Genomic DNA, 14,382 nt, shown 5'->3' on the forward strand with positions numbered 1-14,382 from the left:
GTTATTCCTCGGTTCCCGCGTGAGAGTGCTCACTCATGCTCATGTCCATCCCGTTTTTCTGGGTCATGTCCATGCTCTTGCCCTTTCCCATGAATTTACCGATGACCGAATCGAACAGGTCGGGTTTCACACTGGAAAAATACTCCACCGGATGGAATTCGCTCGGCGCGGCCAATTGTTCATAGGCATCCATGGTATTTAGGGTTTCCGGCGACGATTTCACCTTTTGGACCCACTCATCAAAACCCTGCTGGTCCGGTGTGGCAATCGCGGTGAACTTCATGCCGGAGAATCCCCTGCCGCTGAAATTGGAAGAGATGCCGTTGTAAGCACCGGGTTCATTGGCAATCAGGTGCAGCGTGGCATTCATTCCCGCCATGGCGTAAATCTGTCCGCCGAGCCGGGGAATAAAGAAGGAGTTCATTACCGAGTTGGAAGTGATGTTGAACTTGACCGGCACATTCACCGGGAAGGCAATCTGATTAACGGTGGCGATACCTTGCTCCGGATAAATGAACAGCCATTTCCAGTCCATCGCCACCACTTCGATATTGATGGTCTTGGCATTGGATGCGATGGGTTTGCCGGGATCCAGCGCATGGGTTGATTTCCAGGTCAGTGTCGCCAGAAAAATGATAATCAGAATCGGCACGGTCCAGACCACCAGTTCCACTTTACCTGAGTGGGACCAGTTGGGACTGTACGTTGCCTTGGTGTTGGTAGCGCGATATTTTATGGCGAAGACCACCGCCATGACGATAGCAGGTATGACTACCAGCAACATCAGCCCGAGGGCAGTCAGTATAAGTGAACGTTGCTCCAGTCCGATCTGTCCTTTGGGATTCATTAACGCCATATCGCAACCGCTCAGTAAAGCGGCGGCGGAAATCAATGACAGAATCCCTATACTTTTATTGTATTTCCTGAGTCTCATCTAACGACCTCAATAAAAAAGGGCTCTAATGTCGTTTCTTGTGTGTGGGCATTTTACGGGAAGGTTGCAGTACTGTAAACATGCTTAAGGTTATGTCAGAAACATGTTTCCGCTCGATGTGAAAGATATCATTGGCTTGGAAAATTATGACAAAATATGAATACTCACAAAGGCTTAGAGAAAAATAAGCCACAGAGCAAATATTCTCGATTCATAAAGAATAACGCGGCGGTGTTCTTATCATAACATTAACATAAAAATAGCATTTAACGACAAATAAGCTACAAAAAGCAAATATGTACCTCCCGCAATAGTAAAGTTGTTAAACTATAACCTTCCTGCCCTATCGCGATAATAAAAATCAGATACAAAAAGCCCTTTTGTATAGCAATAAGATACGTTTTTACGGCAAAGAGATGAGGAGAAATTCTTATTTAGTCTATTTTCTGGCCTATCAGCCGGCATCCCGTGAACGCCGCATCGACGCAAAATCACAGCAGCATCCCGCCAGTATGGCCAGGGAGATCAGCGCGGCGCCGCTTTGCCAGCAATAGCCGGTCACCGGCGTGGCGTCCAGCCATCCGGCCGACTGCGCCAGCATAAGCACCAGGCCCGCCGCAAGCAGCGAGGCGCCGGCCAGCAGTAACCACAGCGCCCACCGGTAGGGGCCGGCATAACCGACGCGTCTGGGAAAGTCGCCGGTTTCCTGGGCGAAGCTCAGCGTATCCCGGCACACTATCAGCAACAGCAGGCCGGGGACGCCGGCAACGACGGAGAACAGATAGAACCAGGCCCAGCCATGGAGTTCCACGAACCAGCCGGCGATGGGGCCCACATAGACCCGGCCGACGGCGGACAGGGCGGAAAGCAGTGCGAACTGGGTGGCGGAAAAGGACTTATTGCAAAGACTCATCAGCAGGGCCACGAAAGCCGCGGTCCCCATGCCGCCGCAGAGGTTTTCCACAAAGATGGCCGCGCCCATGGAGGCCAGATGCTTATCGGTGACCGCCAACACCCAGTAGCCGGCATTGGATACCGTTTGCAGCACGCCGAACAGCAGCAGGGCGCGAAACAGCGTCAGTCGCTGCATTAATACGCCGCCAACCAGAGTACCCAGTATGGTGGCCAGCAAACCGAAGGTCTTGTTCACTACCCCCACTTCTCCGGCGGCGAAACCCACCCCTCGTATCAAAAATGTCGTACTGAGGGCGCCGGCGAAGGCATCGCCAAGTTTGTAACTCACTATCAGCAACAGGATAAGCCAGGCATTGTTGCGGCCGAAGAAATCCCGCAGCGGTTCCACAATAGCCTGCTCCAGCGTCCGGGGAGCCGGAATCGCGTTATCCGGCTCCGGCGCCATCGAGGCCGTCGCCACGCCAATCACCATTAAGCCGGCCATAAGATAATAGGTGTATTGCCATCCCAAAAAACCGTCCGCCAGCCAAAGCGCCAAACCTCCCGAAACCAGCATGGCGATGCGATAGCCTAATACCGAGACGGCGGCGCCGGTTCCGCGCTCTTCCGGCGGCAGCAGATCGGTTTTATAGGCATCGAACACGATATCCTGCGACGCCGAACAGAAAGCCACCCAGACCGCCACCACGGCCATAGCGCCCAGGTTGCGCTCCGGCGTGAGGCTCGCCATGGCGAGAAGGCCGCCTATCAGGGACAATTGGGTAATGATCAGCCAGCCCCGCCGCCGGCCGAACGACGGCGGGGTATAGCGGTCCATCACCGGCGACCACAGGAATTTAAAGACATACGCCTGGCCCACCAGGGAAAAGAAGCCGATGGTTTTCAAATCCACATTGGCCACGGTCATCCAGGCCTGGAGCGTGCCGGACGTTAACGCCAGCGGCAGGCCGGAGGCAAAGCCCAGGCACAGCAACATCAGCGATCGGGGTTGGGCCAGGGTTGCAAGGCTAAGATGGCGATTGGGCATAGGTCGTTCAGTTCGTTAACCGGTGGGTTAAAAGCCCACCCGCGCGGAGCGGGTGGGAACGTGGGAGGGTCGATAGGAATGATACCGCTTATTAATGAGAGTTTTCTTTAATAAATTGGCTGATGCTGGTGTCCTGCGCCATATCGCTGATGACATCGCTCAACACGCTGTTAACGGCTTTGGTGATATTTTCGTTGTTGGCGTTGAATGCGCCCTGCACGCTGTAGTTTGACTGATAATGCTTCATCTGCTTGTTGCCGTTTTTCGCCGTGGCGATAATCGAAATGTCGGCGTTGGTGGTGATGTTATATCGCACGTTGCCTTGGGAAACGTCGGCGAAGAGCTTATTGACCACGATTTGCAAGTCAACCGCACCGTTCGGCCCTATCATATAGCCACGCGCGGTCATTTGTTTTTCCAGGACTTCCTGCAGCAGGAAGCGCAGATCCCGCGAGGGCGTCAATACCACTATTTGGCCGTCGCGGTTCACCTTCGCCAGGGCCTGGTCGGGACGCTGGTCGGCACCGTTAATGCTGACCGTAACGCCCATCAGGGAAGGATCCTGCTGCGGCAGGTCGATTCTCGGGGTCACTTCAAGGGTATTGCTTTTGGCGGCGCAGCCGGCGAGCAGCAGCGCAGCCAATAAGGGGAAGAACATTTTTTTCAGCATAATCGCCTTCTCAATCATTAAGATGCATAGGGGGAGACAAATTGGCCACATAATAACATTGCCGCTCGCGGTGGGAAGATCAGAATCACGTTAAATTATGCTAACGTTGCTCTTCCGGCCCGCAATCTTCCTGGTTGGCAAAAAAACACATTACCGGCGCTTTAGCGTAGCGCAGGTCATCTGGGTTGAAGTTTCGGCTTTTTAAGACAAATATTTATGATATTAGTGCTATGAGTTAATAAAAAGTCGGCTAAAGTTCTAATTGACGATATTGAGCGCGCAGCCTAGGCAGTAAGGAGAAAATCATGTTCCGCGAGCAAATAGAAGCAAAAATAAGGGCAGCGTTTGATCCTATCCATCTGGAGGTCATCGACGAGAGCTATCGGCACAACGTGCCGGCGGGTTCGGAAAGCCATTTCAAGGTGATAATGGTGAGCGAGCGTTTTGCCGGCGAGCGGATCCTGAACCGGCATCGCGCGTTATACGCGGTTCTTTCCGAGGAACTGGCCGGACCGGTGCATGCCCTGGCCCTGCATACCTACACCCTAAAAGAGTGGGCCAGTCTGCAAAATGCCGTACCGGCGTCGCCGCCCTGTCGCGGCGCGGGGCTGTTGGCCTGAGGAGAGGTCTTCGTCTACTCCTTTTCCATATTGGAATTATTCATGCAATCAGAACGGCCGCCCGGCCGTTTTTTTTATTTTTGTGGGCGGCTGCTCGCGGTTTGTGTCAAATTTCGCGCTGTTCTCGACTCATAAACTCTATGCCGCTATAATGCCGCGTCTTATATTTCCGGAATGTATTCGGGATGCTTCTGACGACGACGGGGAACGGGTTTCTGTTCACTCAGACCTCCCGGTTCTAAGAGGCCATTTTCACGTCAGTGGACCTGGATGACCGCTTCTTTGAAAACGGCTTCTGGAGTTGACCGAGCACTGTGATTTTTTGAGGTAACAAGATGCAAGTTTCTGTTGAGACCACTGAAGGCCTGGGGCGCCGTGTAACCATTACCGTTGCCGCCGACAGCATTGAGCAAGCGGTAAAAAGCGAACTGGTGAACGTCGCCAAAAAAGTTCGCATTGATGGTTTCCGCAAAGGAAAAGTGCCGATGAATATCGTGGCACAGCGTTATGGCGCTTCGGTACTTCAGGATGTACTGGGCGACCTGATGCAGCGTAACTTTGTCGATGCCATTATCCAGGAAAAAATCAATCCGGTCGGCTCGCCCGACTATGTCCCCGGCGAATACAAGAAAGGGGAAGATTTTACGTACCATGTTGAATTTGAAGTTTATCCTGAAGTTGAGCTGAAAGATCTGGATACCATCGAAGTCGAAAAGCCCGTGGTTGAGGTTAACGACACCGATGTCGATCAGATGCTCGAAACCCTGCGCAAGCAGCAGGCGGACTGGAAAGAAACCGACCGTGACGTTATCGCTGAAGATCGCGTGACCCTTGATTTTACCGGCACCATTGACGGCGAAGAATTTGAAGGCGGCAAAGCCGCTGATTTCGTGCTCGCTCTGGGCCAGGGCCGGATGATCCCGGGCTTTGAGGAGGGCGTGATTGGCCATAAAGCCGGCGATAGTTTCGAGATCGACGTCAATTTCCCTGAAGATTATCATGCGGAAAATCTGAAAGGCAAAGCGGCCAAGTTTGCCATCGTATTGAAAAAAGTCGAAGAGCGTGAATTACCGGAACTGTCCGAAGACTTCATCAAACGTTTCGGCGTGCCTGACGGCTCCCTCGACGGCCTGCGCGCCGAAGTGCGTAAAAATATGGAACGCGAGCTGAAAAACGCCGTTCGCAACCGGGTTAAGAACCAGGTTATCGACGGACTGATCAGCGCCAATGACATCAATGTCCCGGCGCGGTTGGTGGACGGTGAAATCGACGTCCTGCGCCGCCAGGCCGCCCAGCGTTTCGGCGGCAACGAAAAGCAGGCATTGGAATTGCCGCGCGAACTGTTTGAAGAACAGGCTAAACGCCGCGTTAAAATTGGATTATTGCTGGGCGAAGTGATCCAGACCAACGAGCTGAAAGCCGATGAAAACCGGGTCAAGACCTTGATTGAGGAAATGGCCTCGGCCTACGAAGACCCGCGCGAAGTCATCGAGTTTTACGCAAAAAATCAGGAAATGATGAATAATATGCGTAACGTGGCTTTGGAAGAGCAAGCGGTTGAAGCTTTGTTGGCCAGCGCTAAGGTAGTGGAAAAAAACACCACGTTCAGCGAACTGATGAATCAACCCACCGCGGCATGATAAATCTGTCTGGCCGGGGGCTTGCTCCAGACCAGGCGCTGTGTTTATCATTAATGGCCCGTCATCCTATGGTGGCGGGTTTTTTTATTTGCGCAAGACTGTTCTATGCATCCGTTGCGTCTTCATTAGGGGCGGCGGTTTAGCGCAAATGGCCAAGCTTATTTGATACTTAGCGGCCACCGTTAGATATCGGCACGATGGTTTTCACGTTGCAACCAATGAAAGAACAGGCGCCGGCGCTTGAAAAGCGTGGTCGGACCCCCCAATTAAAGGTTACAGGGAATTATTACGCCCAAACGCATACGTCCCTGCTGATAACATCCGCTCGACCGAAAAGGCGATCCGTCTGCTTGAACGTGGTGATTGTTCCTCATCTCAAGTAGAATTGGTAAGAATGGCGCCGAAAGAAATTTATCTAGGAGATGGTAATGTCATACAGTGGCGAAAAAGATCAACACGCACCCCGCATGGCGTTGGTGCCGATGGTGGTTGAGCAGACTTCACGCGGAGAGCGTTCTTACGATATCTTTTCGCGCCTGCTGAAGGAACGTGTCATATTTATGACCGGCCAGGTCGAAGACTATATGGCGAACCTGATTGTGGCGCAGATGTTATTTCTTGAGGCCGAGAATCCCGAGAAAGACATCTATCTGTACATCAATTCGCCGGGCGGGGTTATCACCGCTGGCATGTCGATATACGATACCATGCAGTTTATCAAGCCGGATGTCAGCACTATTTGTATGGGGCAGGCTGCCTCCATGGGGGCATTCTTATTGACGGCGGGCGCCAAGGGTAAACGGTTCTGCCTGCCCAATTCCCGTGTGATGATTCACCAGCCTTTGGGCGGCTTCCAGGGTCAGGCGACGGATATTGAAATTCATGCGAAAGAGATTTTGAAGGTGAAATCCCGCATGAACGAACTGATGGCCAAACATACCGGCCGTCCGCTTGAAACAATTGAGAAAGACACGGAACGCGATCGTTTCTTATCCGCCGATGAGGCGGTAGACTACGGATTAGTGGATGGCATATTAAACCATCGCGATTGAGGCGAAATTCTGAATACCCATAGACTATAGTTAGAGTATAGGTGTTCGGGTAGACTCATATTCACTCATCGCGCCGGTTTTACGTTTAGCAGTCGCGTTGCCGCCGTGGTTGATTTGCGGGACAAGACTAGAGAAAGAGGTTACTGATGACAGATAAGCGCAAAGACGGTTCAGGAAAGCTGCTGTATTGCTCTTTCTGCGGTAAAAGCCAGCATGAGGTGCGGAAGCTGATCGCCGGGCCGTCAGTGTATATCTGCGATGAATGCGTCGATTTATGCAATGACATTATTCGCGAAGAGATCAAGGAAGTTGCCCCGCACAGGGAACGCAGCGCGTTGCCGACGCCCCATGAAATCCGCCACCATCTGGACGATTATGTGATCGGCCAGGAAAAAGCAAAAAAAGTCCTGGCGGTAGCGGTATATAACCATTACAAGCGATTGCGCAACGGCGATACCACCAATGGTATCGAACTGGGCAAGAGCAATATTCTTTTGATCGGTCCCACCGGCAGCGGCAAAACGCTGCTGGCGGAAACGCTGGCGCGTTTTCTGGATGTGCCTTTTACCATGGCGGATGCAACCACGCTGACTGAGGCGGGTTATGTCGGCGAGGATGTGGAAAACATCATTCAGAAACTGCTGCAAAAATGTGATTACGACGTGCAAAAAGCGCAGCGCGGCATCGTTTACATTGATGAAATCGACAAGATATCCCGCAAATCGGATAATCCGTCCATCACGCGTGATGTGTCCGGCGAGGGCGTCCAGCAGGCGCTGTTGAAACTCATCGAAGGCACCATTGCCGCCGTGCCGCCCCAGGGAGGCCGCAAGCATCCGCAGCAGGAGTTCCTGCAGGTGGACACCTCGAAGATCCTCTTTATTTGCGGCGGCGCCTTTGCCGGTCTGGACAAAGTCATTGAGCAGCGTATCGATACCGGTCGCGGCATAGGTTTTAGCGCCACGGTCAAAGGCAGCGCCGAAAAGGCGTCCGAAGGACAGCTGCTGACCAAGGTTGAGCCGGAGGATCTGATCAAATTCGGCCTCATACCTGAATTTATCGGTCGTCTGCCGGTGCTTGCCACCCTTAATGAATTGAGCGAGGACGCGCTGATTCAAATCCTGAAAGAGCCGAAAAATGCCCTTACCAAGCAGTACCAGGCATTATTCAATCTGGAAGGGGTGGAGCTGGAATTCCGCGACGAGGCGCTGACGGCCATTGCCAAAAAAGCCATGGCCCGTAAAACCGGGGCGCGTGGATTACGTTCCATCGTCGAGGGCGCACTGCTGGAAACCATGTATGAACTGCCTTCGCAGGATAGCGTGGAAAAAGTGGTCATCGACGAATCGGTTATTGACGGCCAGTCGGAGCCATTATTGATCTATGGTAAACATGAGGCACAGCAGGCTTCCGGTGAATAATAGGCCGGCAAGCCGCTGAAATAACGACAAAGTAATTAATGTGGGGGATTTTATCCCCCATTTGTTTTTCCATTACCTTGCCCGTTGAATGTAAAAAAATTGCCCCCATATACTCTGATACCTATTTGTTGAAACTGGCAAAAGCCGAGTTTTGCGAATCCCCTAAACCTGGCGGAAGCTAAACTAAGAGAGAGCTCTATGAATGCTGAGCGTTCCGAACGCATAGAAATCCCCGTATTGCCTCTGCGCGATGTGGTGGTCTATCCGCATATGGTCATCCCGCTGTTTGTCGGGCGGGAGAAATCGATTCGGTGCCTTGAAGCAGCCATGGACAGCGACAAAAAAATCATGCTGGTGGCGCAGAAAGAGGCCTCTACGGATGAACCGGGTATTAACGATCTTTTTTCAGTCGGGACCGTCTCTTCGATTCTCCAGATGCTGAAATTGCCCGACGGTACGGTAAAAGTACTGGTTGAGGGTTTACAGCGCGCCCGTATAACGACTTTGTCGGACAGCGGCGAACACTTTGCCGCCCAGGCTGAATATTTCGATACCCCCGAAATAGACGAGCGTGAACAGGAAGTCCTGGTACGCACGGCGATCAATCAATTTGAGGGATACATCAAACTCAATAAAAAGATTCCGCCCGAAGTACTGACGTCTTTGAACAGTATTGATGACGCTGCCCGTTTGGCCGATACCATAGCCGCGCATATGCCGTTGAAATTAAGCGACAAGCAATCGGTTCTGGAAATGGCCGATGTTACGGAGCGGCTGGAATATCTGATGGCGATGATGGAATCGGAAATCGACCTGCTGCAGGTGGAAAAACGGATCCGTAACCGCGTCAAAAAGCAGATGGAAAAAAGTCAGCGCGAATACTATTTGAATGAGCAAATGAAAGCCATTCAGAAAGAATTGGGTGAAATGGACGATGCACCCGATGAAAACGAAGCGCTGAAACGCAAAATCGAAGCGGCGAAAATGCCTAAAGAGGCGCGTGAAAAAACCGAAGCGGAATTGCAAAAGCTAAAGATGATGTCGCCGATGTCCGCCGAAGCCACAGTGGTGCGCGGTTATATCGATTGGATGCTTTCGGTGCCTTGGCACGCGCGCACCAAAGTGAAAAAGGATTTGGTGAAGGCGCAGGAAATACTGGATAAAGACCATTACGGCCTGGAACGGGTTAAGGAACGTATCCTTGAGTATCTGGCGGTGCAGAGCCGGGTCAGCAAGATAAAAGGGCCGATACTCTGTCTGGTGGGACCGCCGGGGGTGGGTAAGACCTCTCTGGGGCAATCCATCGCCAGGGCCACCGGGCGCGAATATGTGCGTATGGCGCTGGGCGGAGTGCGGGACGAGGCTGAAATACGCGGCCACCGCCGGACCTATATCGGTTCCATGCCGGGTAAACTTATCCAGAAGATGTCCAAGGTCGGGGTGAAAAATCCGCTGTTCCTGCTGGATGAGATCGATAAAATGTCCTCGGATATGCGCGGCGATCCCTCTTCCGCGCTGCTGGAAGTGCTGGATCCCGAACAGAACGTGGCGTTTAACGACCATTATCTGGAAGTGGATTATGACTTGTCCGACGTCATGTTCGTGGCAACGTCGAACTCTATGAATATCCCGGCGCCGCTGCTGGATCGTATGGAAGTGATTCGCCTGTCCGGCTACACGGAAGACGAAAAACTCAATATCGCCCGCGAGCATCTGCTGCAAAAACAGATTGAACGCAACGCGTTGAAATCGGGTGAGCTGACTATCGAAGACAGCGCCCTGATCGGTATTATCCGCTACTACACCCGTGAAGCCGGGGTGCGTAATCTGGAACGGGAAATTTCCAAATTATGCCGCAAGGCGGTGAAGACGCTGCTGATGGACAAGACCATCAAGCATATCCATATCGACGGCGATAACCTCAAAGACTATCTGGGCGTGCAGCGTTTCGACTATGGCCGCGCCGAAGGCGAAAATCGCGTAGGGCAGGTTACCGGCCTGGCCTGGACCGAAGTCGGCGGGGAACTGCTGACCATCGAAACGGCCTGTGTGCCGGGCAAGGGCAAACTCACCTATACCGGTTCGCTGGGCGAGGTGATGCAGGAGTCGATTCAGGCGGCATTGACCGTGGTGCGTTCCCGTGCGGATAAATTGGGCATCACCGCCGATTTCTACGAAAAGAGGGATATCCATGTGCATGTGCCGGAAGGCGCGACGCCCAAAGATGGTCCCAGCGCCGGTATCGCCATGTGCACCGCCCTGGTTTCTTGCCTGACGGGTAATCCGGTGCGGGCTAACGTCGCCATGACCGGTGAAATAACGTTGCGCGGTCAGGTGCTGCCCATCGGCGGTCTGAAGGAAAAATTGCTGGCGGCGCATCGCGGCGGGATTAAAACCGTATTGATCCCTTACGAGAATAAACGCGATTTGGAAGATATGCCGGCGAATGTGATTCGCGATCTGGATATCCACCCGGTTCAGCGTATCGACGAAGTGCTGACGCTGGCCCTGCAAAACTCGCCTTTTGGCATGGAGATAGTGACCGCGGCGGCAAAATAGTGGCTCAATGTAACATATAGCGTTAAAAATAAGGCTGACAGGCGAATTCCCGCTTGCCAGCCTTTTTTTGTACCGTTAAGTTAGGTAGCTGTCTGGCCTGGTCGGTAATTGCGTTACACTTGCCAGTACATAACAGGCTTGGTATAACAGCTGCGCTGTCGCGTTTAAGGAAAATTCCGCCGCGACAAGAGAATTTTAGAGGGGATGAACGAGTGAATAAGTCACAACTGATCGACAAAATTGCCGCAGGTGCTGATATTTCCAAAGCGGCTGCCGGACGTGCATTGGACGCAATTATTGGTTCCGTTACCGAAACCTTGCAACAGGGAGATGACGTTGCATTGGTCGGCTTCGGCACTTTTACGGTTCGCGAACGCTCTGCCCGTACCGGTCGTAATCCGCAAACTGGTAAAGAAATCAGTATTCCAGCGGCTAAAGTGCCCGGCTTCCGCGCCGGCAAGGGTTTGAAGGACGCTGTCAACTGATTGTTGCACCGTTGTTTTTTGCGTCAAACTATTACCTGACGCAAGTGAACGGGTAGGGTAGAATACAGGGCGCATCTTTTCGATGTGCCTTTTTTGTTTTCTCCTGACAGATGGCTAACGTTGTTGTCAGAGGAATAGCTTTAGCGCGCAGCCGCTCTCGGATGACGGCATGATATACCCTATATGATCCGAGTTGCAGGAAGGCCAACGCACCTGCGGCTTGAAATATGACGGGTATAGCGGGATATCACCGCCGCGCAGGGTTTCATTCATTTTACAGCGGAGTGTTGTCACACTATGATGGACAATTTACGCGCGGCCGCAAATCACGTCGTGCTCAAAATTATTCTGGCCATTGTCGCCATTTCATTCGTGCTGACCGGGGTAGGCAACTATCTGATAGGCGGCGGCGGAGATTATGCCGCCAAGGTCAACGGTCAGCAGATCAGCCGCGCCCAGTTGGAGCAGGCGGTGCAAAATGAGCGTAATCGCCAGCAGGAATCCTTGGGCGACAGCTTCTCGGCGCTGGCGGGCAACGAAGGTTATATGCTCCAGATGCGGCGGCAGGTCTTGTCCCAGCTGATAGACGAAACCTTGCTTGACCAATATGCGCAGACCCTGGGCCTGGCGGCCAGCGACGACCAGATCAGAGACGCGATCTTCGCCATCCCGGCGTTCAGGACCGACAACAAATTCGATAATGAAAAATACCGCTCCATCATCAACAGCATGGGATTGACGCCCGACCAATATGCGCAGCTGATGCGCAAACAGCTATTGACCCAACAGTTGATTCAGGGCATGGGGGGCACCGGTTTTATGCTGCCGGACGAAACCACCCGCCTGCTGTCGCTGGCTATTCAGGATCGTAAAGCGCGCTTGGCGACCCTGGACATCGATACTCTGGTGGCCGCACAGACCGCCACCGATCAGGAAATCCAGGACAATTACAATCAGAACAAAAACGCTTACGTCCTGCCCGAATCCTTTAAGGTCTCCTATATCCCCCTGGACGCCGCCTCGATGATGGATAAAACCACCGTCAGCGACGCCGAGGTACAGGCCTATTACGACCAGCACAAAGATCAGTTCACCCAGCAGGCACGGAAACATTACCGCATCATACAAAGCAAAACCGAGGCTGATGCGAAAGGCATCCTGGCGCAGCTGCAGCAGGGAGCTGATTTCGCCACCCTGGCAAAACAGAAATCCACCGATGTGATTTCCGCCAGAAACGGCGGCGATATCGGCTGGATGGAGGCTGACTCCACCGTCGAAGAACTTAAACAGGCCAATCTCAACGATAAAGGCCAGCTTTCCGGCGTGATCACCTCGTCGGTCGGGTATTTGATTGCCCGGCTGGATGATGTCCAGCCGGCGCAGGTAAAGCCCCTGGCCGAGGTGCATGACAGCGTCGCGGCGAAGGTGAAGCAGGAGAAAGCGGTGGATGCTTATTATGCTTTGCAGCAGAAAGTAAGTGATGCCGCCAGCAATGATAACGAATCGCTGGCTTCGGCGGAAGCCGCCGCCGGTACCAAGGCTATCGAAACCGACTGGTTCAGCCGCGACAGCGTTCCGGCCGTGCTGAATTTTGATCCGGTGAAACAGGTCATCTTCGACGGTTCCCTGCTGGGCGCCAACGGCGCCCCCGGCAATAATTCCGATGTTATTACCGTGGACGGCGACCGGGCCTTTATCGTGCGTATCGCCGAGCATAAACCGGAGTCCACCAAATCCCTGGATACGGTGCGCTCGCAGGTGGAGCAGCAGGTTAAACGCCAGAAAGCGGCGCAGCAGGCCCGGGTGGACGCCGAAAAGATCCTGATGGCTTTGAAACAGGGTAAAGGGGATGATGCTCTGAAGGCGGCGAACCTGGCGTTTGGCGAGGCGCAGACCTTCGATTCCACCCGGCAGAACGACCGGTTGAGCCAAGCGGTCTTTACCCTGCCGCAACCGCAGCCGAATAAATCCTCATATGGCCTCTCCGAGGATGGCAAGGGTAATATAGTTCTGCTGGCACTGGATGAGATCATTCCGCGCAAGCTTGACGATCGGCAGCGCAGCCTGTTTGTCGGCCAGTTGAATCAGGGCATGACCGGCGTGACTTTCGATGCGTTGCTTAATAACCTGCGCGGTGAAGCCAAAATCAAATTGGGCAATGCCGCACAAATGCAATAGCGGTCATAAAAATCCCGCATAGGATGTAACGGCAAAGGGTCCCGGATGGGGCCTTTTGCATCTTCGGTATTCCCTGGTTGTCCCTTTCTCCCGCCTCGGGCATTCTGCCACCCGTGCAAACAAACAAGGAGAAAGCACAATGTATACATCATGGAAACGCACCCTCGGTATCATTCTGTCCACCGGTTTATTTATCATGCCGCTTGGCGCCTATGCGACGGTGGGAGATGATCAGGATACGACGGCCATCGGCCACGCTGCCGAAGCTCATCACCATACCGGGCAGGATGAAGGCGGGACTAAAGCGACGCGCGGCGACTCATCAGCAGAATCAGCAGAGGTCGATGCTCTAACCCCGGACCACGAAGCCACATCAACGGCAAGCGGCCAGGATTTGCCTATTGCCCAAACGGGAGATAAGGTCGTCCAGGGAGCTGATTCACAAACGGCCGTGGCGCCGCAGGACGACGCCGAAGGCAACGCAAAGGATAAATCCACGCAAACCGACGTCTCGGCGGCGGAAGGAGAAGGCGTCGGCAAGTCTGATAAAGCCGATAGCACCGCCGATGATGGAGATGAATTCGAAAAGGTCAATATCAATACCGCCACCGCAGAGGAATTGGCGGAGGGTTTGAAAGGCATCGGCCCGTCCAAAGCCGGCGAAATTATCAAATACCGTGAAAAGCACGGTCCTTTCAAGAAAATAGATCATCTGAAAAAGGTCAAGGGAATAGGAACTGCAACCTACGAAAAGATCCAATCTCAACTAGAGCTCTGATTTAACATTAGATTTGCGGGTTCTCCCGGCTGCGTAAGCAGGTGAATCCGCTAATTTAAAGCGCTTAACAACTTAATATATTGATTTAAAAGGCTCTCTGGCC

11 protein-coding genes are annotated in these 14,382 nt (G+C 53.1%); 8 read left to right on the forward strand and 3 right to left on the reverse strand.

Annotated features, from left to right (window positions below; translation table 11 throughout):
• Window position 1 precedes the first annotated feature (1 nt).
• The 3 genes from cyoA to GTU79_RS06800 all read right to left on the reverse strand — a co-directional run bounded on the left by cyoA (window position 2) and on the right by GTU79_RS06800 (window position 3,546).
• Window positions 2-934 (reverse strand): cytochrome o ubiquinol oxidase subunit II, encoded by a 933-nt coding sequence (gene cyoA, locus GTU79_RS06790; RefSeq protein WP_132922938.1) that lies wholly within the window; start codon window positions 932-934, stop codon window positions 2-4.
• Window positions 935-1,388: 454 nt separating this feature from the next.
• Window positions 1,389-2,876 carry a muropeptide MFS transporter AmpG gene (gene ampG, locus GTU79_RS06795; protein WP_132922937.1) on the reverse strand — a complete coding sequence of 496 codons (1,488 nt, stop codon included), beginning with the start codon at window positions 2,874-2,876 and terminating at the stop codon, window positions 1,389-1,391.
• A 91-nt stretch (window positions 2,877-2,967) separates the two neighbouring features.
• The gene (locus GTU79_RS06800; protein ID WP_132922936.1) at window positions 2,968-3,546 is read right to left on the reverse strand and encodes a lipoprotein; all 579 of its coding nucleotides are present in this window, start codon (window positions 3,544-3,546) and stop codon (window positions 2,968-2,970) included.
• 302 nt (window positions 3,547-3,848) lie between these two features.
• Between GTU79_RS06800 and bolA the strand changes: the two genes are divergently transcribed.
• The 8 genes from bolA to GTU79_RS06840 all read left to right on the forward strand — a co-directional run bounded on the left by bolA (window position 3,849) and on the right by GTU79_RS06840 (window position 14,279).
• The gene (gene bolA, locus GTU79_RS06805; protein ID WP_203523136.1) at window positions 3,849-4,166 is read left to right on the forward strand and encodes a transcriptional regulator BolA; all 318 of its coding nucleotides are present in this window, start codon (window positions 3,849-3,851) and stop codon (window positions 4,164-4,166) included.
• Between the two features lie 335 nt (window positions 4,167-4,501).
• Entirely contained in the window at window positions 4,502-5,806 is a 1,305-nt protein-coding gene (gene tig, locus GTU79_RS06810; RefSeq protein WP_132922934.1) for a trigger factor, read from the forward strand.
• 428 nt (window positions 5,807-6,234) lie between these two features.
• Window positions 6,235-6,858, forward strand: a complete 624-nt coding sequence (gene clpP / locus GTU79_RS06815) for an ATP-dependent Clp endopeptidase proteolytic subunit ClpP (protein ID WP_132922933.1) — start codon at window positions 6,235-6,237, stop codon at window positions 6,856-6,858.
• Between the two features lie 146 nt (window positions 6,859-7,004).
• The gene (gene clpX / locus GTU79_RS06820) at window positions 7,005-8,279 is read left to right on the forward strand and encodes an ATP-dependent protease ATP-binding subunit ClpX (protein ID WP_132922932.1); all 1,275 of its coding nucleotides are present in this window, start codon (window positions 7,005-7,007) and stop codon (window positions 8,277-8,279) included.
• 198 nt (window positions 8,280-8,477) lie between these two features.
• Window positions 8,478-10,838 carry an endopeptidase La gene (gene lon / locus GTU79_RS06825; RefSeq protein ID WP_165934156.1) on the forward strand — a complete coding sequence of 787 codons (2,361 nt, stop codon included), beginning with the start codon at window positions 8,478-8,480 and terminating at the stop codon, window positions 10,836-10,838.
• 212 nt (window positions 10,839-11,050) lie between these two features.
• A complete protein-coding gene (hupB, locus tag GTU79_RS06830; RefSeq protein WP_132922930.1) occupies window positions 11,051-11,323 on the forward strand; it encodes a nucleoid-associated protein HU-beta in 273 nt (90 codons plus the stop codon).
• Window positions 11,324-11,620: 297 nt separating this feature from the next.
• Entirely contained in the window at window positions 11,621-13,501 is a 1,881-nt protein-coding gene (gene ppiD, locus GTU79_RS06835) for a peptidylprolyl isomerase (RefSeq protein WP_203522399.1), read from the forward strand.
• 139 nt (window positions 13,502-13,640) lie between these two features.
• Window positions 13,641-14,279, forward strand: coding sequence for a ComEA family DNA-binding protein (locus GTU79_RS06840; protein ID WP_203522398.1), 639 nt, complete (start codon window positions 13,641-13,643; stop codon window positions 14,277-14,279).
• Window positions 14,280-14,382: the final 103 nt, after the last annotated feature.

The organism is Sodalis ligni (assembly GCF_016865525.2).
Taxonomy (GTDB): domain Bacteria; phylum Pseudomonadota; class Gammaproteobacteria; order Enterobacterales; family Enterobacteriaceae; genus Acerihabitans; species Acerihabitans ligni.